General features: G+C 72.8%; 26 protein-coding genes and 1 riboswitch. Of the genes, 12 read left to right on the forward strand and 14 right to left on the reverse strand.

All coding sequences use genetic code 11. The features are described from left to right. Positions 1–16 precede the first annotated feature (16 nt). Positions 17–535 (forward strand): carboxymuconolactone decarboxylase family protein, encoded by a 519-nt coding sequence (locus tag ACWDAS_RS09690; protein ID WP_450388322.1) that lies wholly within the window; start codon positions 17–19, stop codon positions 533–535. A gap of 32 nt (positions 536–567) precedes the next feature. Here the strand turns inward: ACWDAS_RS09690 and rocD are convergent, their stop codons facing one another. Continuing rightward, a complete protein-coding gene (gene rocD / locus ACWDAS_RS09695; RefSeq protein WP_450388323.1) occupies positions 568–1,773 on the reverse strand; it encodes an ornithine--oxo-acid transaminase in 1,206 nt (401 codons plus the stop codon). A gap of 131 nt (positions 1,774–1,904) precedes the next feature. Beyond that, a riboswitch (ZMP/ZTP riboswitch) is annotated at positions 1,905–1,991 on the forward strand. Positions 1,992–2,021: 30 nt separating this feature from the next. Here rocD and ACWDAS_RS09700 point away from each other — a divergent pair. Next, the gene (locus tag ACWDAS_RS09700) at positions 2,022–3,464 is read left to right on the forward strand and encodes a glycine hydroxymethyltransferase (protein ID WP_450388324.1); all 1,443 of its coding nucleotides are present in this window, start codon (positions 2,022–2,024) and stop codon (positions 3,462–3,464) included. A gap of 50 nt (positions 3,465–3,514) precedes the next feature. On the opposite strand, the gene ACWDAS_RS09705 is transcribed toward ACWDAS_RS09700, so the two are convergent. The 3 genes from ACWDAS_RS09705 to ACWDAS_RS09715 all read right to left on the reverse strand — a co-directional run bounded on the left by ACWDAS_RS09705 (position 3,515) and on the right by ACWDAS_RS09715 (position 5,635). Then, entirely contained in the window at positions 3,515–4,234 is a 720-nt protein-coding gene (locus ACWDAS_RS09705; RefSeq protein ID WP_450388325.1) for a hypothetical protein, read from the reverse strand. Between the two features lie 61 nt (positions 4,235–4,295). Next, positions 4,296–5,078, reverse strand: a complete 783-nt coding sequence (locus ACWDAS_RS09710; protein WP_450388326.1) for a hypothetical protein — start codon at positions 5,076–5,078, stop codon at positions 4,296–4,298. Next, positions 5,075–5,635: an RNA polymerase sigma factor gene (locus ACWDAS_RS09715; RefSeq protein WP_450388327.1), complete on the reverse strand. Its 561-nt coding sequence runs from the start codon at positions 5,633–5,635 to the stop codon at positions 5,075–5,077. Before ACWDAS_RS09715 ends, ACWDAS_RS09710 begins: the two co-directional genes overlap by 4 nt. 144 nt (positions 5,636–5,779) lie before the next feature. Between ACWDAS_RS09715 and trpS the strand changes: the two genes are divergently transcribed. Both trpS and ACWDAS_RS09725 read left to right on the forward strand, forming a co-directional pair. Next, positions 5,780–6,793, forward strand: coding sequence for a tryptophan--tRNA ligase (gene trpS / locus ACWDAS_RS09720; RefSeq protein WP_450388328.1), 1,014 nt, complete (start codon positions 5,780–5,782; stop codon positions 6,791–6,793). A gap of 165 nt (positions 6,794–6,958) precedes the next feature. After that, positions 6,959–7,564, forward strand: coding sequence for a 2'-5' RNA ligase family protein (locus tag ACWDAS_RS09725; RefSeq protein WP_450388329.1), 606 nt, complete (start codon positions 6,959–6,961; stop codon positions 7,562–7,564). Here ACWDAS_RS09725 and ACWDAS_RS09730 read toward each other — a convergent pair. Beyond that, entirely contained in the window at positions 7,527–8,900 is a 1,374-nt protein-coding gene (locus ACWDAS_RS09730; RefSeq protein ID WP_450388330.1) for an aminotransferase-like domain-containing protein, read from the reverse strand. The genes ACWDAS_RS09725 and ACWDAS_RS09730 overlap by 38 nt on opposite strands. Positions 8,901–8,960: 60 nt before the next feature. Here ACWDAS_RS09730 and ACWDAS_RS09735 point away from each other — a divergent pair, with 60 nt between their 5' ends. The 3 genes from ACWDAS_RS09735 to ACWDAS_RS09745 all read left to right on the forward strand — a co-directional run bounded on the left by ACWDAS_RS09735 (position 8,961) and on the right by ACWDAS_RS09745 (position 13,817). Then, entirely contained in the window at positions 8,961–10,361 is a 1,401-nt protein-coding gene (locus tag ACWDAS_RS09735; RefSeq protein ID WP_450388331.1) for a pyridoxal phosphate-dependent decarboxylase family protein, read from the forward strand. Between the two features lie 33 nt (positions 10,362–10,394). After that, positions 10,395–11,294: a YihY/virulence factor BrkB family protein gene (locus ACWDAS_RS09740; protein ID WP_450388332.1), complete on the forward strand. Its 900-nt coding sequence runs from the start codon at positions 10,395–10,397 to the stop codon at positions 11,292–11,294. A gap of 108 nt (positions 11,295–11,402) precedes the next feature. Further along, complete coding sequence (locus ACWDAS_RS09745; RefSeq protein ID WP_450388333.1) at positions 11,403–13,817, forward strand: FtsX-like permease family protein; 2,415 nt, start codon at positions 11,403–11,405, stop codon at positions 13,815–13,817. Between the two features lie 96 nt (positions 13,818–13,913). Here ACWDAS_RS09745 and ACWDAS_RS09750 read toward each other — a convergent pair whose 3' ends face one another. Both ACWDAS_RS09750 and ACWDAS_RS09755 read right to left on the reverse strand, forming a co-directional pair. Then, complete coding sequence (locus tag ACWDAS_RS09750; RefSeq protein ID WP_450388334.1) at positions 13,914–14,486, reverse strand: exonuclease domain-containing protein; 573 nt, start codon at positions 14,484–14,486, stop codon at positions 13,914–13,916. Beyond that, positions 14,462–14,944 carry an ATP-binding protein gene (locus ACWDAS_RS09755; RefSeq protein ID WP_450388335.1) on the reverse strand — a complete coding sequence of 161 codons (483 nt, stop codon included), beginning with the start codon at positions 14,942–14,944 and terminating at the stop codon, positions 14,462–14,464. The genes ACWDAS_RS09750 and ACWDAS_RS09755 overlap by 25 nt, the downstream gene beginning before the upstream one ends. Positions 14,945–15,041: 97 nt before the next feature. On the opposite strand from ACWDAS_RS09755, the gene ACWDAS_RS09760 reads away from it, so the two are divergent. Continuing rightward, complete coding sequence (locus ACWDAS_RS09760) at positions 15,042–15,833, forward strand: helix-turn-helix domain-containing protein (RefSeq protein ID WP_450388336.1); 792 nt, start codon at positions 15,042–15,044, stop codon at positions 15,831–15,833. After that, positions 15,830–16,033, forward strand: a complete 204-nt coding sequence (locus ACWDAS_RS09765) for a DUF397 domain-containing protein (RefSeq protein ID WP_450388337.1) — start codon at positions 15,830–15,832, stop codon at positions 16,031–16,033. The genes ACWDAS_RS09760 and ACWDAS_RS09765 overlap by 4 nt, the downstream gene beginning before the upstream one ends. On the opposite strand, the gene ACWDAS_RS09770 is transcribed toward ACWDAS_RS09765, so the two are convergent. The 3 genes from ACWDAS_RS09770 to ACWDAS_RS09780 all read right to left on the reverse strand — a co-directional run bounded on the left by ACWDAS_RS09770 (position 16,002) and on the right by ACWDAS_RS09780 (position 18,445). Continuing rightward, complete coding sequence (locus ACWDAS_RS09770; RefSeq protein WP_450388338.1) at positions 16,002–16,391, reverse strand: DoxX family protein; 390 nt, start codon at positions 16,389–16,391, stop codon at positions 16,002–16,004. The genes ACWDAS_RS09765 and ACWDAS_RS09770 overlap by 32 nt on opposite strands. 65 nt (positions 16,392–16,456) lie before the next feature. After that, positions 16,457–16,675 carry a hypothetical protein gene (locus ACWDAS_RS09775; protein WP_450388339.1) on the reverse strand — a complete coding sequence of 73 codons (219 nt, stop codon included), beginning with the start codon at positions 16,673–16,675 and terminating at the stop codon, positions 16,457–16,459. Between the two features lie 318 nt (positions 16,676–16,993). Continuing rightward, the gene (locus ACWDAS_RS09780) at positions 16,994–18,445 is read right to left on the reverse strand and encodes a D-alanyl-D-alanine carboxypeptidase family protein (protein ID WP_450388340.1); all 1,452 of its coding nucleotides are present in this window, start codon (positions 18,443–18,445) and stop codon (positions 16,994–16,996) included. A gap of 204 nt (positions 18,446–18,649) precedes the next feature. On the opposite strand from ACWDAS_RS09780, the gene ACWDAS_RS09785 reads away from it, so the two are divergent. The 3 genes from ACWDAS_RS09785 to ACWDAS_RS09795 all read left to right on the forward strand — a co-directional run bounded on the left by ACWDAS_RS09785 (position 18,650) and on the right by ACWDAS_RS09795 (position 20,680). Beyond that, positions 18,650–18,898 carry an SCO4848 family membrane protein gene (locus ACWDAS_RS09785; RefSeq protein ID WP_450388341.1) on the forward strand — a complete coding sequence of 83 codons (249 nt, stop codon included), beginning with the start codon at positions 18,650–18,652 and terminating at the stop codon, positions 18,896–18,898. Continuing rightward, entirely contained in the window at positions 18,895–20,157 is a 1,263-nt protein-coding gene (locus ACWDAS_RS09790; RefSeq protein WP_450388342.1) for a metallophosphoesterase, read from the forward strand. The genes ACWDAS_RS09785 and ACWDAS_RS09790 overlap by 4 nt, the downstream gene beginning before the upstream one ends. Positions 20,158–20,275: 118 nt before the next feature. After that, positions 20,276–20,680 carry an ATP-binding protein gene (locus ACWDAS_RS09795; protein WP_450388512.1) on the forward strand — a complete coding sequence of 135 codons (405 nt, stop codon included), beginning with the start codon at positions 20,276–20,278 and terminating at the stop codon, positions 20,678–20,680. A 134-nt stretch (positions 20,681–20,814) separates the two neighbouring features. On the opposite strand, the gene ACWDAS_RS09800 is transcribed toward ACWDAS_RS09795, so the two are convergent. From ACWDAS_RS09800 to ACWDAS_RS09815, 4 genes are all read right to left on the reverse strand, one after another. After that, positions 20,815–21,522: a TetR family transcriptional regulator gene (locus ACWDAS_RS09800; RefSeq protein ID WP_450388343.1), complete on the reverse strand. Its 708-nt coding sequence runs from the start codon at positions 21,520–21,522 to the stop codon at positions 20,815–20,817. Positions 21,523–21,532: 10 nt separating this feature from the next. Next, positions 21,533–22,081: a thiol-disulfide oxidoreductase DCC family protein gene (locus tag ACWDAS_RS09805; protein WP_450388344.1), complete on the reverse strand. Its 549-nt coding sequence runs from the start codon at positions 22,079–22,081 to the stop codon at positions 21,533–21,535. A gap of 5 nt (positions 22,082–22,086) precedes the next feature. After that, positions 22,087–22,497, reverse strand: a complete 411-nt coding sequence (locus tag ACWDAS_RS09810) for a hypothetical protein (RefSeq protein WP_450388345.1) — start codon at positions 22,495–22,497, stop codon at positions 22,087–22,089. A 219-nt stretch (positions 22,498–22,716) separates the two neighbouring features. Next, positions 22,717–23,964: an MFS transporter gene (locus ACWDAS_RS09815; protein ID WP_450388346.1), complete on the reverse strand. Its 1,248-nt coding sequence runs from the start codon at positions 23,962–23,964 to the stop codon at positions 22,717–22,719. Positions 23,965–23,967 lie beyond the last annotated feature (3 nt).

Raw genomic sequence — 23,967 nt, forward strand, 5'->3', positions numbered from 1 at the left:
CACTACGTTGGGTTGCATGACGACGACCACGACTTCCACCGGCACCCCGTCCGACCTCGGCGCGCACGACCTGGTCCCCGCCCACGCGCCGCGTATGGTGCTCGCCAAGACCGCCCCCGACTTCTACAAGGCGATGATCGCCCTGGACGCGGCGGCGGCCGACGGCCTCGACCCGGTGATCAAGGAACTGGTGAAGGCCCGCGCCTCCCAGCTCAACGGCTGCGCCTTCTGCGTCGACCAGCACACCGCAGACGCCCGCAAGCTGGGGGTGACCGAGCAGAAGCTGCACGGGCTCGCCGTGTGGCGCGAGACCCCGTTCTTCACCGTGCGCGAGCGGGCCGCCCTGGCCCTCGCCGAGGCGGTGACCCGGCTCGGCGAGGGCGGCGTCCCGGACGAGGTCTACGACGGGGCCGCCCGGGTCTTCGACGAGGACGAGCTGTCCCGGCTGATCGCCATGTGCATCACCATCAACGCCTGGAACCGCATCGGCGTGACGACGCGGATGTCCCCGTCGGTGCGCCCCGACGGCGTCTGACCGCCGGGACGCCCCGTCCCCGTTCCCGGCCGTCAGGCCGACAGCACGGCCCGCAGCTGGTCCAGCCCCCAGTCCAGGTCCTCCTTGGAGACGACCAGCGGCGGCGCGAGCCGGATCGTGGAGCCGTGGGTGTCCTTGACCAGGACGCCCCGCTCCAGGAGCCGTTGGGAGATCTGCCGGCCCGTGCCGTGCTCGGGGGCGATGTCCACGCCCGCCCACAGACCCCGGCCGCGGACCGTGGTGACGGCTCCGCTGCCGGTCAGCAGGGCCAGCTCGTGGTGCAGGTGGTCGCCCAGCTCGGTGGCCCGCTGCTGGTACTCGCCGGTGCGCAGCATCGCGAGGACCTCAAGCGCCACCGCGCAGGCCAGCGGGTTGCCGCCGAAGGTGGAGCCGTGCTCCCCGGGCCGGTACACCCCGAGCACCTCCGCCGACGACACGACGGCGGAGACCGGTACGACGCCGCCGCCGAGCGCCTTGCCGAGCACGTACATGTCCGGGACGACGCCCTCGTGCTCCGACGCGAAGGTCTTCCCCGTCCGGCCCAGTCCCGACTGGATCTCGTCTGCGATGAAGAGGATCCCGCGCTCGGCGGTGAGCCTGCGCACCCCCGCCCAGTAGCCGGCCGGCGGCACGAGGACCCCTGCCTCGCCCTGGATGGGCTCCATCAGCACGGCCACCGTGCGGTCGTCCAGTGCCGCCTCCAGCGCGGCCAGGTCGCCGTAGGGGACGATCTCGAAGCCCGGGGTGTACGGGCCGAAGTCCGCGCGGGCCTCGGGGTCGGTGGAGAAGCTGATGATGGTGGTCGTCCGCCCGTGGAAGTTGTCCGCGGCCACGACGATCTTGGCCTGGCCGTCCGGGACGCCCTTGACCTTGTAGCCCCACTTGCGGGCCGTCTTCACCGCGGTCTCCACGGCCTCCGCGCCGGTGTTCATCGGCAGCACCATCTCCATGCCGCACAGCTCGGCCAGTTCCGTGCAGAACTGCGCGAAGCGGTCGTGGTGGAAGGCGCGGGAGGTGAGCGTCACCCGGTCGAGCTGGGCCTTGGCGGCCTCGATGAGACGGGCGTTGCGGTGCCCGAAGTTCAGCGCCGAGTAGCCGGCGAGCATGTCGAGGTAGCGGCGGCCCTCGACGTCCGTCACCCAGGCGCCGTCGGCGGAGGCGACGACGACCGGGAGGGGGTGGTAGTTGTGGGCGCTGTGCGCCTCGGCGGCGGCGATGTGCTCGGCGGGGGTCGACACGTGAGTGCTCCGTTCGTGGTACGTCGGGAGTTGTGGCGCTGGGGCCCGGTGGGGCCCCTTTCTATCGTCGCTCGTCCGGGATGCGAAGAAACATTGCGGCGGGCGCTGCCCCGACAGGCGTTGCTAGGCTGGCCACGGGTCGTGACTGGCGCGCTGGGATGGGACTGACCATCGGGGAGCGGCCCGTGAACTGTGTGCCGAGCGCCTGGGCCGTCCCGTATGCCGTGCCGTGCAGCAGGAGGTCTGACATGCCGAGCGGTTCCACCGAATCCACCGCCTTCCGCAGTGCCCTTGACGTGATCCGGGGAGTCGAGCCGCGCGTGGCCGACGCCATCGGGCAGGAGATCGAGGACCAGCGCGCCTCGCTCAAGCTCATCGCCAGCGAGAACTACGCCTCCCCGGCCGTGCTGCTGGCCATGGGCAACTGGTTCAGCGACAAGTACGCCGAGGGCACCGTCGGCCGTCGCTTCTACGCCGGCTGCCGCAACGTCGACACCGTCGAGGCGCTCGCCGCCGAGCACGCGCGCGAGGTCTTCGGCGCCCAGCACGCCTATGTGCAGCCGCACTCGGGCATCGACGCCAACCTCGTCGCCTTCTGGGCCGTGCTCGCCGCACGGGTGGAGGCGCCCGCGCTGGAGCGCGCCGGGGCCCGGCAGGTCAACGACCTGACCGAGGAGGACTGGGCGCGGCTGCGCCACGAGCTCGGCGACCAGCGGATGCTCGGTATGTCGCTCGACGCCGGCGGCCACCTCACCCACGGCTTCCGGCCCAACATCTCGGGCAAGATGTTCGACCAGCGCAGCTACGGCACCGACCCCGCCACCGGCCTGCTCGACTACGAGGCACTGCGCAAGACCGCCCGCGAGTTCCGTCCGCTGATCATCGTGGCGGGCTACTCCGCCTACCCCCGGCTGGTGAACTTCCGCATCATGCGGGAGATCGCCGACGAGGTCGGTGCCACGCTGATGGTCGACATGGCGCACTTCGCGGGCCTGGTCGCCGGCAAGGTCCTCACCGGTGACTTCGACCCCGTGCCGCACGCGCAGATCGTCACCACCACCACGCACAAGTCGCTGCGCGGACCGCGCGGCGGCATGGTGCTGTGCGATTCGTCGCTCGCCGAGCAGGTCGACCGCGGCTGCCCCATGGTGCTCGGCGGCCCGCTGCCGCACGTGATGGCCGCCAAGGCGGTGGCCCTGGCGGAGGCCCGCCGTCCGGACTTCCACGACTACGCGCAGCGCATCGTCGAGAACTCCAAGGCCCTGGCCGAGGGGCTGCTGCGGCGCGGTGCCACGCTCGTGACCGGCGGCACGGACAACCACCTCGTCCTCATCGACGTCGAGTCCTCCTACGGGCTCACCGGCCGTCAGGCCGAGGCGGCGCTCCTGGACTCCGGCATCGTCACCAACCGCAACTCCATTCCCCAGGACCCCAACGGCGCCTGGTACACCTCCGGCATCCGCATCGGCACCCCGGCGCTGACCACGCGTGGTCTCGGCACGGGCGAGATGGACGAGATCGCCGGGCTGATCGACCGGGTGCTCACCGCCACGACGGCGGGTGTCACCTCGGCCGGCAAGCCCTCCAAGGCGCAGCACGTACTGGACGAGAAGGTCTCCGGCGAGATCGCGCAGCGCGCGACGGACCTGCTGGCCGCTTTCCCGCTCTACCCCGGGATCGACCTGAGCTGACGGACCGCCCGAGCGGGGTGCGTGCCGCCGCGGCACGCACCCCTGTCGCGTCAGGCGTCGACCAGCTGCTGACGGGGGCCCGGCTCCCGCGGCGTCCGGCGGGATATCAGGCGCAGCGCGAGGACCGTGCCGGCGCTGCCGACGGCCAGGCCGACGCCCAGCCCGGTCAGGGACAACCACCAGTCGGCCGGGCCGCCGGCGTCCCCGGCGGCCGCTGCCTGCGGGGTGGCCGTCGCCGGGTCCGTCGCGGTGTCCGGGGCCTCGGTGCCGCTGTCCTCAAGGCCGAGCGGATAGTCGGGGGCGCTCATGCTGAGGCTCTTGTCCGGCCCCATGAGGCCCATCCGGTCGAGCAGGCTGTCGAGCGCCTTCGGCTGGGCCGCCTTGTGCCACACGCCCTTCTCGGGCAGGCCCGATGCGGTCGCGTCGCGGCTGTGGACCCAAGGACCGCCGGCAGCGTCCGGATAGACGTAGTCGACCCTGTAGACCGAGACATCGTGGATCAGCCAGCTGACGGTGATCTGACGTTGTCCGCCATTCATGACATCCGCCAGCGAGGGCGGAGCGGATCTGCCGGGCCCGCGCCCGATGGACTCGTCCAGCAGCCGATACTCCGGTGAAGAGATGTAGAGAGCGCCGGCCTTGCCGCTGCCCGGCGACACCAGCATCACGCTGGTCGGCCCGCCCGCGGCGGCCGGTTCCGCCCCGCTGAGCACGGCGGCCAGCGCCGTGACGGTGACTGCGGCCCAGGTGACGAACCTTCTGATCCGCATCCGGCCCCCCTCTCGCTCGGTCCTGCCCCTGTTACACCGCCCGGGCCCCCGAGGTTCCCGTTCAGCCATGGGAGTCGGCGGAAAGAGTCGGCGCAAAGGCCTGACGCGCGCGGGCGGACCGCGCGATGGCGATCGCGCGGGCGCGGTCCGGCACACCCTCCAGGCGCAGCGTCGTCCCGCCGCGCTGCCAGACCAGGGTGGGTCCGGCGGTCCGCGGGGCCTCGCGGCGGCTGCGGCCCTCGGGGTCGACGAGCTGGACGAAGTGCGGCTCGGCGAACCACATCCCGTCGTCGCCGTCCACCTTCACCCACTCGACCGCGGCGCCGGCCTTCTTGACGAAGATCATGTCGATCGTGGCCCGGAACTGGTCGAGCCGTACCGTGCCGCCGTCCACCTGCCAGCTCATGGACAGCACCCGCCCGCCGCCGGCGACCGTCACCCCGTCCGGCTCACCCAGCTCCGCCGGAACATAGGCCCCGTCCAGCGGCGCGCGCCCCCGCACCGGCGGCGGGGAACCCGGACCCGGTGCGGCCGAGGGGTCCCGGCGTACGACGACACCGCCGAAGCCGAACCAGTCCGCGACCGAGGCGCGTACCGGCGGGGTCACCACCAGCACCACCAGCAGCCCGCACAGCACCGCCGTCAGGGCCCGCCACCGCGCCGCCGCCCACGCGCGGGCCCGCGCGACCCGCCCCGACCCGCCCGGCCCCGGCGTGACGGGGTCCGGCACCGCCTCGGCCAGCAACCGGGCCAGCACCTGCTCGGCGACCGAGTCGGGCGACGGCGCAGGGATGTCCAGTCGCCGGCCCGCCTCGCGCAGCTCCTCCGGGAGCCGGTCCGTCATCGGCGCCGCCCCCCGTCCTCGTACGAGGTGGCCGCAACGGGTTCGACGAGCCCGGCCCGCAGCCGGGCCAGGGCCCGGTGCAGCCGGGACTTCACCGTGCCGCGCGGCCAGCCGAGCACCGTCGCCGTCTCCTCCTCGTCCAGATCCAGCAGATAGCGGCAGGTGACCACCATCCGGTGCGGTTCGCTCAGCCCCTGGACGGCGGCCAGCAGCTCGGCCCGGCGCTCCCGCGACACCGCCAGCGACTCCGGGTCCTCCGCCACCGGGGGAAGGGCCTCCAGCGCCGCGTTGCGCTCCACCGCCGACCGCAGACGGCGCGCCGCCCGTCCGGCGTTGCGGGCCTCGTTGGCGACGATCCGCAGCAGCCACGGCCGGAAGGCCGCGCCCTCCCGGAAGCCCGCGAGCGCGCGGTACGCCTTGACGAACGAGTTCTGCACCACGTCCTCCGCGTCCGCGCCCGCTCCGAGCAGCACGGCGGTCCAGTGCGCGACATCCGCGTGCAGGCGCACCAGCTCCGCGTACGCCTCCCGCTCGCCGGCGCGTACGCGCGCGATCACCGCCGCCTCCCCCTCCGTGGCGGACCCCCTTCCGCTGCCCGGCACCGCCCCCGTGCGGCTTCCGTCACCCCTACTACACCGCTGCCCCGTCCCGGGTTCCCGGCGCGGGCAAAGATTCGGCGCGGACCTGAGAGAATGAGTGTCATGGCTCTCGATCGACCCCGTGTGCTCTCCGGCATTCAGCCCACCGCAGGCTCGTTCCACCTGGGCAACTACCTGGGCGCGGTCCGCCAGTGGGTGGCCCTGCAGGAGTCCCACGACGCCTTCTACATGGTCGTCGACCTGCACGCAATCACCGTTCCGCAGGACCCGGCCGAGCTGCGCGCCAACACCCGGCTCGCCGCCGCCCAGCTCCTCGCCGCCGGTCTCGACCCGGAGCGCTGCACCCTCTTCGTCCAGAGCCACGTCCCCGAACACGCCCAGCTCGGCTGGGTGTTCAACTGCCTCACCGGCTTCGGCGAGGCCTCCCGCATGACCCAGTTCAAGGACAAGACCGCCAAGCAGGGCGCCGACCGGGCCACCGTCGGCCTGTTCACCTACCCGATCCTGCAGGTCGCGGACATCCTGCTGTACCAGGCGAACGCCGTCCCCGTCGGCGAGGACCAGCGCCAGCACATCGAGCTCACCCGCGACCTCGCGGAGCGCTTCAACAGCCGTTTCGGCGACACCTTCACCATCCCGGACGCGTACATCGTCAAGGAGACGGCGAAGATCTACGACCTGCAGGAACCGCTGTCGAAGATGAGCAAGTCGGCGGCGTCCCTGAAGGGTCTGATCAACCTCCTGGACGAGCCCAAGTCCTCGGCGAAGAAGATCAAGAGCGCGGTGACCGACACCGACACCGTGATCCGCTACGACGAGCAGGAGAAGCCGGGCGTCAGCAACCTGCTGACCATCTACTCCACCCTCACCGGCACCGGAATCCCGGAACTCGAGCAGAAGTACGAGGGCAAGGGCTACGGTGCGCTCAAGACGGACCTCGCGGAGGTCTTCGTGGAATGGGTCACCCCCTTCCGCGAGCGCACCCAGGAGTATCTGGGCGACCCGGAGACGCTGGACTCGGTCCTCGCCAAGGGCGCCGAGAAGGCCCGGTCCGTCGCCGCGGAGACCCTGGCGAAGGCCTACGAGCGGATCGGCTTCCTGCCCGCGAAGCACTGACGGCCGCTGTCGCCACGTCCGGAAAGAGGGGCCTTAGGTCCCGCGCAGATGTGACGGACGACGCTCGCGCGGGGGGCCGCGCGCGCGTCACACTGGCAGCTGACGCAGTGGTGTCGTACGGCGTGCGTACGATGCCTCGGACCGACCCGGGGAAGGGGTGAACACGTGGGAAACCGCATGATCGGCGTGTCGATCGCGGTCCCCGAGCCTTACGGCAGCCTGCTGCAGCGGCGCCGCGCCGGCTACGGAGACCCGCTGGCGTACTGCATCCCCACCCACGTCACGCTGCTCCCGCCCACCGAGGTGGACACGGCGCTGCTCCCGGCCTTCCGGGAGCATCTCGCCGAGGTCGCCGCCACCGGCCGCGCTTTCCCGATGCGGCTGGAGGGGACGGCGACCTTCCGGCCGGTGACCCCGGTCGTCTACGTCGAGCTCGTCCAGGGCGGCCTCGACTGCGCCGAGCTCCAGGAGCGCGTCCGCTCCGGCCCAGTCCGGCGTGAGCTGCAGTTCCCGTACCACCCGCATGTCACCATCGGTCACGGCATCCCCGACGAGGAGCTGGACCGCGCCCAACTGGACCTGGCGGACTTCGCCGCCACCTGGACCGCCGGCTCCTTCGCCCTGTACGAGCAGGACGACGAGGGCGTCTGGCGCAGCCTGTGGGACTACCCCTTCGGCAGCGGCGGCCCCGGGCCCCGGCTCGTGCCGCACCAGCCGGGTGCCTGCGAGCCGCTCAGCCCGGCTCCCGCAGGAGGCCCACCGCACGTGTGAGCACGTCCGGGGTGGCCGTGAAGGGCAGCCTCAGACAGTGCGTGAGCGTCGCCCGGTCCGGGGAGAACCGCGGGCCGGGCGTCACCGCGAGCCCCCGTCGTGCCGCCCGCGCGGCCAGTTCCACCGCGTTCGTACCGCCGCCCAGGTGCACCCACAGCGACAGGCCCCCGGGCGGCACGCAGTGGCTCCACCCCGTCCCGGCGAGCAGCCCCACCAGGTGGTCGCGCTGCTCCCGCAACCGTGCCCGGCGGTCGGCCAGTACGGCGGCCAGCCCCTCCCCGAGCAGTTCCTCCGCGATCAGCTGCTCCAGCGGCGGGGGCGACACCTGGGCCTGCAGCGGATGCCGCTCCAGGTCGCGGACGAGGGAGGCGGAGGCCCTGATCCAGCCGACCCGCAACCCGCTCCACAGCACCTTGCTCGCCGAGCCGATCTGGATCACCCCGGGCCCGGCCAGATGCGGCGCGGGTCGCGGCGGGGTCCTCAGGTCCAGGCCGCGCATCGTCTCGTCGGCCAGCACGGTCAGGCCGCCTCCGGCGGCGAGCTCCGCGGTCCGGGCGCGCACGGCGGCGGGCATGTCCGCGCCCGTGGGGTTGTGGAAGTCCGGTACCAGGTAGGCCAGTCGCGGCGACGCGCTCCGTACGGCACCGGCGAGCCGGGCCTCGTCCCAGCCGTCCGCCGGCGTGACCGGGACGGACACCAGCCGTACGCCGCGCCGCCGCAGGATCGCCAGGGCCCCCGGATAGGTGGGACTCTCCACGAGCACCGGGGACCTCCGGTCGGTGTGCAGCTGCTCCAGGAGCAGCGAGAGCGCGGCCTGAGCGCCGGTGGTGACGAGGATCTGCTCGGGCCGGGTCGCCAGCCCCTCCCGCGTGTAGCGCGCGGCCAGCAGCTCCCGCAGCCCCGGCAGCCCCGCCGAAGCGGTGCCGGCGTCGACCAGCAGAGTCGCGCTGCGCTCGACGGCCCTGCGGGCGGCGGCCAGGTACGCCTCGTGCGGCGCGGACGTCACGGCGAGCGTCAGGTCCAGTCGGGCCGCCGGGCCGTGGTCCTGCGACCAGGGCGCGGTGCGCTCGGTGAGCCCGGCCGGCAGCCGTACGACGCTGCCGCTCCCGTGCCGGGTGCGTACCCAGCCCTCCTCGCGCAGCCGGTCCAGCGCCGCCACGACGGTGCCCCGGCTGACGTCCAGCGACCGGGCCAGGGCGCGTTCCGAGGGCAGGGGTGTCCCCACCGCGATGCGCCCGTCGACGACCGCCTCGCGGACCGCCCGGGCCAGGCCGCCGGCGAGTGACCGTTCCGCGCGGCGCCAGGCGCCGAGTGCCTCCGCGATACCCCGGGTCATTGGTCCAGTTTCCCCCGAGTGGACCATGATCTCCGTTCGGCCGCCACCTACGCTGCGGCCATGCACCCCACACTCGCCGCGGACCGCGCGCACCTCCCCGAACTCCTGCAGTCGGTACGGGACCTGGCCGCCCGTGAGCTGGCCGCCGTCGACGAACGCCCGGCCGCCCGCCCCGGGCCCGCGCCCGAGCCGCTGCCGCTCCCCGTCACCGGGACCGGCGCCGAGGAGGCGCTCGCGCTCTTCGCGCGGCGGTGGGCACCCGGCTTCTCGGGCAGCGCCGGGCCGCGCTACCTGGGCTTCGTCACCGGGGGAGCGACTCCCGCCGCGATCGCCGGGGACTGGCTGACCAGCGCGTACGACCAGAACGTCGGCTCGGGCGGCGACTCGTCGGCCGCCGCCCTGGAACGTGAGACCCTCGGCTGGCTGCGGGGGATGGTCGGCCTCGGCGAGGCACACAGCGGCGCCTTCGTGACCGGCGCGACCGTCTCCAACACCGTGGGCCTGGCCGTCGCGCGCGAGTGGCTCGGCGAACGGCTGGGGGTGTCCGTGTCCCGCGACGGGCTGGGCGCGCTCGGCCCGGTGACGGTGCTGTCCGGCACCCCGCACTCCAGTATCGACAAGGCCCTGTCCGTGCTCGGCCTCGGGCGGTCGTCCCTGACCCGCCTGCCCGTGCTGCCCGGCGGCCGCGAGGCGGTGGACGTCGGCCGGCTCGCCGCGGCACTGGAGGCGCTGGGAGGCCGCCCGGCCGTGGTGGTGGCCAACGCCGGCACCGTCAACACCGTCGACTTCGACGACCTGCGCGCCGTCGCCGCCCTGAAGGACCGTTACGACTTCTGGCTCCACGTGGACGCCGCCTTCGGCGGCTTCGCCGCGCTGTCGCCCTCGTTCGCGCACCTCACCGAGGGCATCGACGCCGCCGATTCCGTCTGCGTCGACCTCCACAAGTGGCTGAACGTGCCCTATGACGCCGCCGTGCAGTTCACACGCCGTCAGGACCTCCAGGTCCGGGTCTTCCACAACGCCTCGCCCTACCTCGGCCTGCCGGCCCTCCCCGACCCCGACTTCCTCCACCTCACCCCGGAGAACTCCCGCCGCCTGCGCGCCCTGGCCGCCTGGTTCGCCCTCACCGCCTACGGCAGCGAGGGCCACCGCGAGGTCGTCGAACGCAACGCCGCCTGCGCCCGGCGCCTCGGCGAGCGCATCGAGGCCGCCCCCCACCTGCGGCTCCTCGCGCCCGTCCGGCTCAACGTCGTCTGCTTCACCCTGGCCGACGACCCGACGCCCGAGCGCGTCGACGCCGTCGTCCGGGCCGTCGCCACCTCCGGCGAGGCATTCCTGACCCCCACCGTCCTCGGCGGGGTGCCCGCGCTGCGCGCGGCCTTCAGCAACTGGCGTACATCCGAGGCCGACACGGACCGCGTCCTGGACGCGATCACCGCCGCGACGGCGCCCGCCACCTAGAGTGCACGTCGTGACGGAGGGCAGGCGCGCGGTATGGAATGGCTGACTCGGCTCCCAGTGATCGGACCGTGGATCGCGCGGCTGATGCGAACCCACGCCTGGCGGACGTACGAGCACCTGGAGGGCGTCCATTGGACGCGGCTCGCCGCCGCCGTCACCTTCGTCAGCTTCGTCGCGCTCTTCCCGCTGCTGACGGTCGGCGCCGCCGTCGGCGCGGCCCTGCTGTCGCCCGCCCGGCTGAAGGAGCTGGAGGACAAGCTGGCCGAGCAGGTCCCCGGCATCGCCGACCAGCTCAACATCGGCGGCCTCGTGGACAACGCAGGCACGGTGGGCGCCATCGGCGCCGTCCTGCTGGTCCTCACCGGCGTCAGCTGGGTGGGAGCCCTGCGCGACTGCCTCCGGGCGGTCTGGCACAAGGACGACGAGCCCGCCAATCCCTTCGTCCGGAAGCTCAAGGACTTCGGCGTCCTGGTCGGCCTCGGGGCCGTCGCGCTGCTCTCCGTCGTCTGCTCGGCCCTGGCCGGTTCCGCCGTCGGCCGCGTCGGCGACGCCATCGGCCTCGACGAACACGGCCCGGGGCGCGCCGTGTTGTCGGTGGTCGGCTTCTGCGTCGCCGTCCTCGTGGACCTGCTGATCCTCGCCTACCTGCTCACCCTGCTGCCCGGGGTCACCCCGCACCGGCGCGACGTCGTCGTGGCGAGCCTCATCGGGGCGATCGGCTTCGAGGTGCTGAAGCTGCTCATCAGCGGTTATCTGCAGAGCGTCGCCACCAAGAGCATGTACGGCGCTTTCGGCGTGCCCATCGCGCTGCTGCTGTGGATCAACTTCACGGCGAAGCTGCTGCTGTACTGCGCGGCGTGGACGGCGACCCCGCACAGCGCGGAACTGAGCGGTGCCCGGGCGGGCGGCTCGGAGGAGCCCGGGCGCGCGTGAGCACGGAGGGGCCGCCGCACCGTCCAGGACCGGTGCGGCGGCCCCTCCGGGGCAGGCCGCCCTTCTCCGCTATACACACGGTGTATAACCTGCGTGTATATTCGGATCATGTCTCAGCGTCACGTCCACCCCGGGGCCTCCCCTGACCGGTATGCGGCACCCGCGCCGAAGCCCGCCTCCGCCATTGGCGATCTGCTGCTCGGCATGCGGTTCGCGCTCTCCGGGGGCCGCGAGGGATGGACCCGTACGGTCCTGACGGCACTGGGCATCGCCCTCGGCGTCGCCCTGTTGTTCCTCGCCGCCTCGGTACCGCACATCCTCGACGCCCGGAGCGAGCGCGGCCACGCACGCGAGACCCCCAACGTCAGCTCCGAGGTGTCGGTCAGGCGCACGGCGACGACCTTCCTCTGGTACGACGCGGGCACCGAATACCGTGGTGACGCCGTCGACGGGCAACTGCTGCGCGCGGACGGACCGGGGGCGCCCGCGCCGCCCGGTGTGCGGAGGATTCCCGGGCCCGGCGAGATGGTGGTCTCACCCGCCCTGCGCGAACTCCTCGGTTCGCCCGACGGCGCCCTGCTGAAGCAGCGGATCGACTACAGGATCGTCGGCACCATCGCCGACCGCGGCCTGGTCGACCCCGGCGAACTCCGGTACTACGCGGGGAGCTCGACCCTCACCACGGGCAAGGGCGGCATCAGGTCCGCCGGGTACGGCCACCACCCGCACTCCGCGCGGTTCAATCCGCAGCTCGTGGTGCTCGTCATCATGATCTGCGTCGTCCTGCTGGTTCCCGTGGGCATCTTCATCGCCACCGCCGTCCGCTTCGGCGGCGATCGCAGGGACCGGAGGCTGGCCGCCCTGCGGCTGATCGGCGCCGACACCGCCACGACCCGCCGCGTGGCCGCGGGCGAGGCGCTCTTCGGCGCCCTGCTCGGACTGCTGGTCGGCACCGGGCTCTTCGCGGTGGCCCGCCAGTTCGCCGGATCGGTGCGGCTGTGGGGCCTCAGCGCCTTCCCCGCCGACGTCGCTCCCGCGCCGGGACTCGCGGGGCTCATCGTGGCGGCCATCCTGGCGGGGGCCGTCGTGGTCACCCAGTCGGCGTTGCGCTCGGTCGCCATCGAGCCGCTGGGAGTCGTACGGAACGCCGCACTGCGGCGCAGGCGCCTGTGGTGGCGGCTGCTCGCGCCCGTCGTCGGCATCGCCGTGCTGGCCTTCACGGGGACGGTCGACGAGAGGACGAGGTCCGTCAGCGCCTATCCCATAGCCGTCGGTGCCGTGCTGGTCCTGGTCGGAACGACCGGCCTTCTGCCGTGGCTGGTCGAGGCGGCGGTGGGCCGGCTGCGCGGAGGGCCGGTGCCCTGGCAACTGGCCACGCGCCGACTGCAGTTGAACAGCGGAGCGGCCGCACGCGCGGTGAGCGGCATCACCGTGGCCGTGGCAGGCGCCATCACCTTGCAGATGATGTTCGGCGGCATCCAGCAGGACTTCATCAAACCGGCCGGTCAGAGCCAGCAGGCCGTCGCCCGGGCGGACTTCCGCGTCAGCACTCCCTTCGGCACCACCGGCGACCCCGCACTGGCGGAGCGCATGGCGCAGGAGTTCCAGGACGTCAAGGGCGTCTCGGAGGTCATCGGCACCGTCGAGACCTATGTGGGCCCGGCCTCCGGCTCGGGGTACCGCGCGGTCACCACCCTCACCCTCGGCACCTGCGCCACCCTGCGGTCCCTCGCGTCGTTGCCGTCGTGCCGGGACGGCGACGCCTTCGTCGCCCATCAGGCCGGAGCATCGCGCAGCGCCACGTCGCAGAACCTCAGGACCGACGAGGCCGCCCGGCCGGGCGAGCGGGTCGACCTCGACCTCGACAGCGACTCCGGGGCCGCGGTGTGGACGCTCCCCGCGTCCGTCCGGACGGTGACGGCCGTCCGCGACCCCATGGGCGATGTCCATGACGGCATCCTGGCCACCCCCGGAGCCCTTGGTGCGCGCCACGTGCCCGGAGCGTCGACCACCGCCTCCGTCAGGATCGACCACCGCGTTCCCGACGCCGCGGAGCGCCTGCGCAACGCCGCGGCGCGCATCGATCCGACACTGCGGGTCATCGCGATGGCGGACGTCCAGCGCGACAAGCAGTACTCCAGCGTCCAGACCGGTCTGCAGATCGGCGGCACCCTCACCGTGCTGCTGATCGCCGCCAGCATGCTCGTGGCACAGATCGAACAACTGCGGGAGCGCCGCCGTCTGCTGTCCGTCCTGGTGGCGTTCGGCACCCGCCGCAGAACGCTGGTGTGGTCGGTTCTCTGGCAAACCGCCGTCCCGGTCCTGGTCGGCACCGCCGTCGCCGTCGCGGGCGGACTCGTCCTCGGCAAGATCATGCTCGACATCGTGATCAAACCGGTCAAGGACTGGTGGGTCTTCCTCCCCTACGCCGGCATCGGCGCCGCCGCGATCGCGCTCGTGACGTTGCTGAGCCTGCCGCCCCTGTGGCGGATGATGAGGGCGGACGGCCTGCGCACGGAGTGACCGGCCGCCGCCCGGGCGACGGCGCGTGACCGCCGCCCGCGCGGTGCCGACCGCTTCGCCCTCCCGCCGGGGTCGTCGAGGCCTGACCCCACGGGCTCAGTCGAGCGGCATCCCCGGCCAGGCGCCTCGCCCCGCCAGGTCGACGACGAGGGCGGCGACGTTCCACGCGTCGTCCACACCGCGGTGGTGGCGGCCCTCCAGGGGCAGGCCGGCGAGGTGCAGCGCCTCCGCCATGCCGGGGCGCTTGGTGAGTCCGTGGGCCTGGGTGAAGAGCGTCTTGACGTTGGTGTGCCGGCTGCCGAACGGGTACGTCGTGCCGGTGGCCCGGCACTGGCGGTTGAACTGGTGGCGGTCGTAGTCGCCCCAGCTGGCCCACGCGCGTGACACCGCCCGGTGCTCGGCGGCCAGCAGTTTGCAGGCGTCCGCGAAGTCCAGGCCCGAGTCCACCTCGGCCTGGGTCAGCCCGGTGAGTTGGGTGCAGAAGGGACTCACGGCAGAGCGCGCGGGCCGTACGAGGATGCGGTGGCGGGCGACGCGCTCGCCCGCCACGAGGTCCACGACGGTCAGCCCGATCTCGATGATCTCGCTCACCGCGCCCTGCGGCGGCTCGCCGTCCCAGCACGTCGCCTCGACGTCGATGACGTTCAGGAGTCCCAGGTCACTGTCCATGGCGCGAACCTTACGTCGAGATCAGGCCACTGGTCACTACTGTTTACGCATGGTTTTGTCACTCTGAGTTCGAACCAGACCGTTTTACCGATGCCATGCGGCCGAGGCTGAACGTTCCAGGCGTCGGCGAGCATCTCCACAAGCGCGAGGCCGCGCCCCGACTCGTTGGTCTCCGACGCCTGACGCGGAACGGGTGGCTCGTCGCCGGCGTCGCAGACCTCCACCCGCAGGACTCCCGAGGCCAGAGCGGCGCGGGCGGCGATCCGCCGATCCGGTGGGACGCGCGCGTGGCGGACCGCGTTGCTCATCAGCTCGCTGAGGAGGAGGACCGCGGTGTCCGTCGCCTCCGGTGCGAGGCCCCACGCGTCGGCCTGTTCCCGCAGTCTTGCCCGGGCCCGGCCGACGCTGCGCGGGTGGCGCGAAAACCACCACTCGGCAGGGGGAGTTGTCTCGTTCATGGCTCAAAAGTGCAGGTCGGGGCGTACTCTCGCGAGTAGCGGCGCGAGTACGGAGGGTGGTTGTACCCGAGTGTCGAGTGACGTGTCCCCGCCCCCGATGGCATGGCGGTACTGCGGCAACCAGGTCAAGCTCTGGCGCGAGCACGCGGGCGTCACGCGTGAGCAGTTGGCCGACGAGGCCGGGTACGGCTACGAGACCGTCAAGTCGATGGAGCAGGGACGGCGCCGCCCGACCCAACGGTTGCTCCTGGTGGCCGACGGGCTGTGCGGCGCGCAGGGCAAGCTGACGGCGGCGGAGGCTTTCCTCAAACCCGAGCGGTTCCCGCGGTATTCGCAGGACTTCATGCGGTACGAGGCGGAGGCGATCGCCGTGTCCTCCTACCAGTCGCAATACGTTCCGGGGCTTCTCCAGACCGAGGAGTACGTGCGCGCGTTGCTTGCCTCACGCTGGCCACCGCTGGACGAGGAGACGATCGACGAACGATCTGCCGCCCGCCTGGAGCGACAGTCCCTGATGCAGGCCCAGACGCGGTCGTTCAGCTTCGTAGTGGAGGAAGGGGTGCTGCGCCGCGAATGGGGTGGCGCCGACGAACGGGTGCGGCAGTTGCGGCAGATTCTGGCAACCGGCGCACGGCGGAACGTGACGGTGCAGGTCATGCCGACAGAAGGGGGCTTCCACCCGGGTCTGCTGGGGCCGTTCGTCCTCGTGGAGACCGCGGAGCACGAACACCTCGCTTATGAGGAAGGGCAGGTGTCCGGCGTGCTCTACGCGGATCCCGAGAAGGTCAGCCTGTTCATGCGACGGCATGACATGATCGCGCGGCGGGCGCTCGGCCCCGAGCACTCGGCCCGGTTCATCGAGGAGCTGGCGGAGGAACTGCAGCGATGAGCGGCGAGCTGGTCTGGTTCAAGTCGACCCACAGCAACGACGACGGCGGCGAATGCGTGGAGGTCGCGATCGGCCCCGGCGCGGTCCTGGTGCGGGACTCCAAGGACCGGGCCGGGGCTCGGCTGACGTTCACGCCCGGCGCGTGGGCGGACTTCGTGGCGTACGCGGTCACGCGCGGCGCAGACGACGCCATGCGATGACGCCCATCAGGGCGGCGATGACGACGGGCGTGGCGGCGTTCTCCCCGTCGAAGTAGACGATCTGGAAGGTGAACGCGCCGGCCATCAGGCCGATGAAGGCCACCGCCGCGATCCCGGCGAGGCGCGGGACGAGCAGGCCGATGGCGCCGGCCAGTTCGAGGGCGCCGATGAGGTACATGAACCAGTTGCCGTAGCCGATGGTGTCGAAGCTCTCGACGGCCGAGGAGTGGGCGATGAGCTTCGGCGTCGCGCTGGCGATCGCGAAGAACAGGGCGAGCAGGATCTGCAGGGTCCACACGGCGGCGTTCGCGCGGTTGCGGCTGCGGGTCGGGGTGGTGGTCGTGGCGTCGGCGGTCATCGTGGTCTCCTCCGGAATCGGGTGTACGCAGAGGTGGACCGGGGCGCCGCCCGGAACTCATCGGTTCAGCGGAGGAAGTGCGCGACGGTGAACCACGCGGCGGCCAGCACCAGCACGGTGATCAGGATGTAGCCCACCAGGTAGACCCCGGCCAGCACCGCCGCCGGGGCGGCGACGACCCAGCCGGCGCGGCCTGCGGGGGTCTTGGCCCGGAAGGCTGAGCGGAGGCAGTAGGCGACAGCGACGAGGCCGAGGGCGAGCCCCAAGACCGACAACATGCCCATGGCGTGCTCCCTTCCAGTACCGGTTGCCTGATACCTGGGTACTGGCAAGGCCCGTCCGCGCGGCAGGGGGCGGTCGCAGCGGGGCGGGCGCACGAGCCGCACGTGCGCCGTCGAGCGCCCCCGCCCCGGGGGCGCGTGCACGCGTCGTGAAACGACTCGGCCGGTGGCGCGAGCCACCGGCCGGAGTCTGACCGCGGGACCGACGGGAACGATCCCCGGCTTGCGCCGACCCTAGCGGCGCGCCCCGGAGCCGTGCGCCGCGATGCCGCGGATCAGGCCAAATTCCCTGCTGGGAAAGCGTTTTCAGGGCCGCGGAGGTCAGACCGGCCGGTCCGCCGGGGCGCCGGCCTCCTCTGCCGCTGCCTCCTCCGCCGCTGCCTCCTCCGCCGCTGCCTCCTCCGTCGCTGCCTCGGGCTTCGGTGCCTCTTCCGGGGCCTCCGCAGCCGTGACCGCCACCTCCGCCGGCTTCGCGGGCGCGTCGTCGCCGGGCTTCGTGGGGCCCGGGATGCTGACCGCCGTCCGCTGCGGCAGCGGCCAGCGGCGCCGTACGAGGAAGGCGAGGGCGGCGACGACGAGGGCGGATCCGCCGGTGACGGCGAGCGCCGTCCAGACCCCGCCGCCACCGGACGAGGTGTCGGCGGCGGCCTGCTCGCCCGCCCGCGCCGTCGGGCGGGCGGAGACCGAGGGGGAAGCGGTGGGGAGGGCGGACTTCGGAGGCACCAGCGTGCCGACGGGGGTGACCATGCCGTCCGCCTTGAAGCCCCAGTCGAAGAGCTGGGCGGCCTCCTTGTAGGCCATGTTGCGGCCCTCGCCGGGGTGCATGACGGTCACGAGCAGGGTGCGGTCGCCGCGCTGGGCGACACCGGTGAAGGTGTTGCCCGCATTGCTCGTGTAGCCGTTCTTCACGCCCGCTATGCCCTGGTACGACGAGATGTCGTAGTCGCCGGTGAGCAGCCGGTTGGTGTTCTGTATCTCGAAGCTCTCGCGCTTCTTCGTGCTCTTCTTGCCCTTCTTGCCCTTCACCGTCTTCCACTCGCCGGGGAACTTGGCGCGCACGGTCGAGCAGTACTCGCGGAAGTCGGCGTTCTGCAGGCCGGATCGGGCGAAGAGGGTCAGGTCGTACGCCGAGGAGACCTGGTCGGGCATGTCGTAGCCGTCCGGGGAGACCACGGTGGTGTCGTTCGCCTGCAGGTCCTCGGCCTTGCGCTGCATCTCCAGGACGGTCGCGTCGACGCCGCCGTTCATCGAGGCCAGGACGTGGACGGCGTCGTTGCCGGAGCGGAGGAAGACACCGAGCCACAGGTCGTGGACCGTGTAGGTGAGGTTCTCCTTGATGCCGACCAGACTGCTGCCCGCGCCGACGCCGTCGAGGTCGGAGAGGAGCACCTTGTGCGTCTGCGCCTTGTCGAACTTGGGCAGCACCGTGTCGGCGAAAAGCATCTTGAGCGTGCTGGCGGGCGGCAGCTTCCAGTGCGCGTTGTGGGAGGCCAGGACCTGGCCGGTCTCGGCGTCGGAGACGATCCACGACCGGGCGGTGAGCTTCGCGGGCAGGGCGGGCGCGCCGCCCAGCGGGCTGACCTGGGTGCCGGGGAGCCCCAGCCGCTCGCCGCCGACCTTCGACATCCGCGCGGGCGGGGTCGGGGTGGGCGAGGGGGAGGGGGTCTTCGCGTGCGCGACGGGTGCGGTGGTCAGCGCCGCGCCGCAGGCGAGTGCGAGGGCGGACAGGACCAGGGCGGGGCGACGCGCGGCGCGGGGGGAGGAGTTCGGCACGGTGAGAAGTTACAGGCCGCCCGGCGGCGGCGGCAGGCATGGGGGGCGGATCGGGCCGTGACCGATCCCACGTCCCGGAGGTGCAACCGGGCGGTCCCGGTGGGCGTCTTGGGGACGGCACGGGCACGGATGCCGGACGGTCCCGGGGAGGTGGCCGCACGACCCCGGGCGAGGGACCCGCGCGACGGCACGCATACTGGTCGCATGAAGCTCAGCCGCCCCGTGTCCTGGTTCCTGACCGCCTTCGGGGTGTGGAGCTGGATCGTTTGGACGACGTTCATCAAGAACCTGTGGAAGGACGCGAGCGGCCTCGCCTTCGAGGGCGGTGACCACGGCTCGCCCACCACGTACTTCTGGGTGCACCTGGCGCTGGCGATCACCTCGCTGGTGCTGGGCACCGCGATCGGCGTCATCGGCGTGCGCGGCCTGAGGGCGCTGCGGGCGGCCCGGTGATCCTCGTGGTCGCCGCCGTCGTCGTGGTCGTCCTGATCCTCTTCGGCGGAGTGCACCACTACCTGTGGCGGCGGCTGGTCCGCGACGTGTCCGTGCCGGGCGGCTGGTGGCGGCGCACGGGGACGGTCCTGGCCGTCCTGCTGCCGCTGCTGAGCCTGGGCGCGCTGGTCGGCGGGCGGGCGCTGCCGCTCGCGGTGGAACGGTGGCTGGCCTGGCCGGGCTATCTGTGGCTGGCGGTGCTGCTCTACCTGACGTTGGCGCTGCTGGTCGGTGAGGCCGTACGGCCGCTGCTGCGCAGGGCACTGGAGCGCGGGGCGGAGCCCCGGCCCGCACCGGAGCCGGAGGCGGAACCCGCCCCGGCCGGCCAGGGCGCGCCCCCGGCCCCCGCTCCCGCTCGCGTACCGGAGCCCCGGTCGCAGCCCGCAGGCGCCGGCCCGACGCGGCGGCTGTTCGTCGCCCGTACGGTCGGTGCCGCCGCGGCCGTGGCCGCGGGGGCGACCGTGGGGTACGGCACGTACGGCGTGCTGCGCGGCCCCCGCCTGAAGCACGTCACCGTGCCGCTCGCCAAGCTTCCGGCGAATGCCGACGGCTACCGGATCGCCGTGGTGAGCGACATCCACCTCGGCCCGATCCTCGGAAAGGCGCACACCCAGCGGATCGTGGAGACGATCAACGGGGCCCGCCCGGACCTCGTCACCATCGTCGGCGACCTGGTCGACGGATCGGTCCCGGAACTGGGCGCGGCCGCCGAGCCGCTGGCCCGGCTGCGGGCGCGGGACGGGAGCTATTTCGTCACCGGCAACCACGAGTACTTCTCCGGTGCCGCGCCCTGGATCGACTTCGTCCGTGACCTGGGCGTCCACCCACTGGAGAACGCCCGTACCGAACTCGCCGGCTTCGACCTCGCCGGGGTCAACGACATCAGCGGCGCGAACCACCACGCCGCCCCCGACTACACCAAGGCGCTCGGCGACCGGGACACCTCGCGGGCGGTCGTACTCCTCGCCCATCAGCCGGTGATGATCCACGAGGCGGTCCGGCACCACGTCGACCTGCAGTTGTCGGGGCACACCCACGGCGGCCAGCTGTGGCCCGGCAACTACGTCGCGGAACTGGCCAATCCCACCGTGGCCGGCCTGGAGACGTACGGCGACACCCAGCTGTACGTGACCCGGGGCGCGGGCGCCTGGGGTCCGCCGGTCCGCGTGGGCGCGCCCTCGGACATCACGATCGTGACACTCGCGTCACCGCGCGCCTGAATTTGGCCGGAAAGCTCTCACCGAGTGCGAACAATCTGACACGGAGCGCATTCCCCGCGCCGAAACTGGTAAGGGATGGCGCAACGGAAGGGGGGCGTTCGCTCATGGGGAGAGTGACCTGTTGAGGCGCAGTGCGTTCCGGCTGCCCCGGCATCCGACGTCGGTCGGGCTGGCCCGGCACCGGGTACGTGACCACCTCCAGGGCTGGGAGCAGGAGGACGAGACCGTCGAGTCCGTCGTCCTGGTCGTGTCGGAGCTGGCGACCAACGCCGTACGGCACAGTCCGCTCCTGGAGCGGGAGTTCGAGGTGGCGGTGACCGTCCTGGCGGACGGCTCCTGCGTCGTCGAGGTGTCCGACGGCGGCGCGCAGGCCCGCCCGGTGCCGCGCGACGCGGGGGACGGCGACGAGTCGGGGCGCGGTCTGCGGCTGGTGCAGGCGCTGTCGGACACCTGGGGGGTCCGGGAGCGGGGCCGGTACGGGAAGACGGTCTGGGCGGTGCTGGCGGAACCCGCCGTGGGCTGATCGGGACATCGCGAGGCCCGGGACACTGCGGCCCGGGGTCCGCCGGGCGACGAGTGAGCCCGGCAGCCCGAGCCGTCCGGGGGATTCCGGGCCGGGCGGGCGCCGTGGAGGAGGATCCGCCCGGCGGGCGCGCCTCAGCGCTCGAAGAGGAACTCCGAGAGCAGGTCCCGGATCTCGCGCACGATCGGCCGCAGCAGCCGGTAGCGGGAGAGCTTGAGGATGCGCGCGCCGAGCGGCGCGGTGCGGGCGACCAGCCGGCGGGTGCGTTCGGTGTCGGGGGAGCGGTCGAAGACCCAGTAGACGACGACGCCCATCTGGTACATCCACATCAGCTCGGGCAGCACCTGGGCCAGTTCCGCGTCGACCTTGGTGTCGGAACCGGAGAGCACCCGCTCGTGGATGGAGATGGCCGCGTCACGGGCCGGGTGCGACTCGGGGGAGAAGGGGCTCAGCGGGCTCGCCGGGTCGGCGGCGTTCTTGAAGAACTGCGCGGCGAACTGGTGGTAGGGCCGCGCGACGTCGAGCCACGCGGTCATGACCGTGAGCAGCCGCCCCGCCAGGTCCCGGTCCCCGCCGCCGTCCAGCACCCCCTGGATCGCGGCCTCGTGCTCGGCGGCGAGGCGGTCGTAGAAGCCCTGGACGAGGTGTTCCTTGCCGGCGAAGTAGTAGTAGGCGTTGCCGACCGAGACCCCGGCCTCCTTGGCGATGGCGCGCATCGTGGTCTTGTCGTAGCCCCGTTCCTCGAAGAGCCGCATGGCGGTCTCGAGGATCAGGGCGCGCGTCTGCTCGCTCTTGGGGGGCCGGGGTGCCCCGGGAGCCGTGCCGGGGGGTGCTTCTTCCACGTCCGTGAGCCTAACCGGGCGGGGCGCAGCCGTCCGCGCAGGCGTCCGGGGCGGGGCCGGGTGCGGAGCCCCGGGCGGTGTGCGTCCAGCCGGCCTTGGGATCGTAGTGCCAGCCGTCGGCGGCCCGGTAGGTCCGGCCGCCCCAGCCGGACGCGGCGGCCCTGCGGCCCCACTGCGCCTCCCGGTAGCGGGCGGCGGCGAGCACCGCGGCGCGGGCGACGGGCGCTCCGGCCCGGGTGCTGAGGCGGTGGGCCGTGGGCCGGTACTCGGCCAGGGCCCACAGGCAGACCAGCCACGCGGCGTCGTCGCGGTAGACCTGCCCCGAGTCCCCGACGACGGTGATCTCGCGCAGGGTCGCGGCGTGGTCCAGCTCGGGGAAGCGGCGCCGGGCCTCGTCGGAGCCCACCGGGACGAGGTCCAGCGGCACGATCTGCCGCTGGCGCTCCAGCCAGCCGCGGACGAAGGCGCAGAGCGAGCAGTCCGGGTCGTACAGGACGGTCAGCCGGCGGACCGGCACCGGGGCCGCCGTGGCGGCCCCGGTCGCTGGAGTGCGGTCCATCACCATCACGCCCCGGGCTGCGCGGGGGCGGTCCAGCCCTGCGGGCCGACGGGCGGGACCTGCTCGCGGTCCATGACGCCCCGGCGGCGGATCTTGTTGAGGACGTACACATTGGCCAGGTGCAGCACTCCGAGGACGAGGAGGACGACGCCGAGCTTGACCGACAGCGCCTCGAAGAGCTCGCGGGCGTCCTCGACCGGGTCGGCGTTCTTCAGGTAGAGCGCGACGAAGCCGAGGTTGACGAGGTAGAAGCCGACCACCAGCAGGTGGTTGACGGCGTCGGCCAGCTTCTCGTTGCCGTGGAGCACGTCTTCGAGGAAGACCTTGCCCGCCTTGCTGAGCGTCCGGGCCACCCACACTGTCAACGCGACGCTGATGAGCAGGTAGATGACATATGCGACGACCGTGAGGTCCATGGGTCCCACCCTTTTCGAACGTGTTCAAAACCCGTTGCCGATGACTGTAGACCTGTTTTTGAACATGTTCAAGCGAGGTGGCGGAGGCACTTCCGGCATGCGACGGGCCCCCGCTCCCGGCGTCAGGAACGGGGGCCCGCAAGGGACTTGGCGCGAGCTGTCGCCACCGGGTCGGCCTTCCGCCGGACCGGCCTTCCGTCGGGTCGGCCCTCCGCCGGGTCAGCCCTCCGCCGGGCGGCCGGCCGGTAGCGGCGCGACCGCTTTGGGGCGGTCCGCCCCGATGCTGCGCACCCCCGGCACCGCGGCCGTCGCCAGGCAGGCGGCCGCGACCAGGGCCGCCGACACCGCGAGCGGCACGGAGGAGCCCCAGGCGCCGGCGGCCAGCGGCGCCAGCGCGTAGCCGGCGGGCATCGCGGCGAGTGACAGCAGCCAGTCGTAGGAGGTCACCCGGGCCAGCACGCGGGGCGGCACCTGCTGCTGGACGACGGTCTCCCATACCGGGTTGAGATAGCCGAGGGCGGTCAGCGCGAGACCGTACGCCGCGATGAGCAGGGGCGCCGGGGCGGCGAGGGCCAGCAGGGCCAACGGCAGCGCGTACGTCGCCAGGCCCAGGTTGGCGACCAGCACAGGACGGCGGGGGCGGGCCCGGGCGGCCAGCAGGGAGCCCAGGACCAGACCGACCGCCCCGGCCTCCAGCACCCAGAACCACACGCCCTCGCCGCCGAGCCGGTGGATGGCGACGGCCGGTCCCAGGGCCGCCAGGACCGCGGCGGCGCCGTTCCACATGGCGTGCGCGACCAGGCTCGTCCAGTACCAGTCTCGGGAACGGACCTCGCCCCAGCCCTCCTTGAGGTCGGACAGCATCGAGGCGCGCGGCAGCGGGGTCCGTCCGACCCGTACCACCCCCAGCAGCGCGGCGCTGATCGCGAAGGAGGCCGCGTCGAGCGCGAAGGCCAGGCCCGGGCCCGCGGCCCAGATCAACGCGGCGGCCAGCCCCGGGCCGCACAGCCGGGTGGCGCTGCTCGCCACGCCCATCAGGGCGTTGGCCCGCTGGCGTGCCGCGCCGTCGGCCACGGTGCCGGCGACCAGCAGTGACTGGGTCGGCATCGCGAAGGCCGAGGCGGTGCCCCCGACCGCCTCCGCGACCGCGATGTGGGCCAGGGACGGGTCTCCGCCGAGCAGTTCGAGCCCGACGAAGAGCTGGGCCGTACACCGTACGAGATCGGTGACCAGTGCCACGCGCCGGGCGTCGAAGCGGTCCGCGACCACCCCGCCGACCGGCAGGAGCAGCAGTTTCGGCACCATCGCGCAGCCCAGGACGAGGGCGAGGGCCGAGACGTCGCCGGTCGCCCGGGTCACGGCGATGACCAGCGCGGCGGGCACGACCCCGTCGCCGAGCAGGGACAGCGTGCGGCCGGCGAACAGCAGCCGGAAGTCGCGGAGCCGGAGGGGATGTGTGGGCGTCATGGC

The sequence above is a fragment of the Streptomyces sp. NPDC001070 genome (assembly GCF_053598835.1).

Coding starts and splice junctions, on each gene's coding strand:
- ACWDAS_RS09690 (WP_450388322.1), top strand. CDS start 17: ATGACGACGACCACGACTTCCACCGGCACCCCGTCCGACCTCGGCGCG.
- ACWDAS_RS09700 (WP_450388324.1), top strand. CDS start 2,022: ATGCCGAGCGGTTCCACCGAATCCACCGCCTTCCGCAGTGCCCTTGAC.
- ACWDAS_RS09705 (WP_450388325.1), bottom strand. CDS start 4,234: ATGCGGATCAGAAGGTTCGTCACCTGGGCCGCAGTCACCGTCACGGCG.
- ACWDAS_RS09710 (WP_450388326.1), bottom strand. CDS start 5,078: ATGACGGACCGGCTCCCGGAGGAGCTGCGCGAGGCGGGCCGGCGACTG.
- trpS (WP_450388328.1), top strand. CDS start 5,780: ATGGCTCTCGATCGACCCCGTGTGCTCTCCGGCATTCAGCCCACCGCA.
- ACWDAS_RS09730 (WP_450388330.1), bottom strand. CDS start 8,900: ATGACCCGGGGTATCGCGGAGGCACTCGGCGCCTGGCGCCGCGCGGAA.
- ACWDAS_RS09735 (WP_450388331.1), top strand. CDS start 8,961: ATGCACCCCACACTCGCCGCGGACCGCGCGCACCTCCCCGAACTCCTG.
- ACWDAS_RS09740 (WP_450388332.1), top strand. CDS start 10,395: ATGGAATGGCTGACTCGGCTCCCAGTGATCGGACCGTGGATCGCGCGG.
- ACWDAS_RS09745 (WP_450388333.1), top strand. CDS start 11,403: ATGTCTCAGCGTCACGTCCACCCCGGGGCCTCCCCTGACCGGTATGCG.
- ACWDAS_RS09750 (WP_450388334.1), bottom strand. CDS start 14,486: ATGGACAGTGACCTGGGACTCCTGAACGTCATCGACGTCGAGGCGACG.
- ACWDAS_RS09755 (WP_450388335.1), bottom strand. CDS start 14,944: ATGAACGAGACAACTCCCCCTGCCGAGTGGTGGTTTTCGCGCCACCCG.
- ACWDAS_RS09760 (WP_450388336.1), top strand. CDS start 15,042: ATGGCATGGCGGTACTGCGGCAACCAGGTCAAGCTCTGGCGCGAGCAC.
- ACWDAS_RS09765 (WP_450388337.1), top strand. CDS start 15,830: ATGAGCGGCGAGCTGGTCTGGTTCAAGTCGACCCACAGCAACGACGAC.
- ACWDAS_RS09770 (WP_450388338.1), bottom strand. CDS start 16,391: ATGACCGCCGACGCCACGACCACCACCCCGACCCGCAGCCGCAACCGC.
- ACWDAS_RS09775 (WP_450388339.1), bottom strand. CDS start 16,675: ATGGGCATGTTGTCGGTCTTGGGGCTCGCCCTCGGCCTCGTCGCTGTC.
- ACWDAS_RS09785 (WP_450388341.1), top strand. CDS start 18,650: ATGAAGCTCAGCCGCCCCGTGTCCTGGTTCCTGACCGCCTTCGGGGTG.
- ACWDAS_RS09805 (WP_450388344.1), bottom strand. CDS start 22,081: ATGGACCGCACTCCAGCGACCGGGGCCGCCACGGCGGCCCCGGTGCCG.
- ACWDAS_RS09810 (WP_450388345.1), bottom strand. CDS start 22,497: ATGGACCTCACGGTCGTCGCATATGTCATCTACCTGCTCATCAGCGTC.
- ACWDAS_RS09815 (WP_450388346.1), bottom strand. CDS start 23,964: ATGACGCCCACACATCCCCTCCGGCTCCGCGACTTCCGGCTGCTGTTC.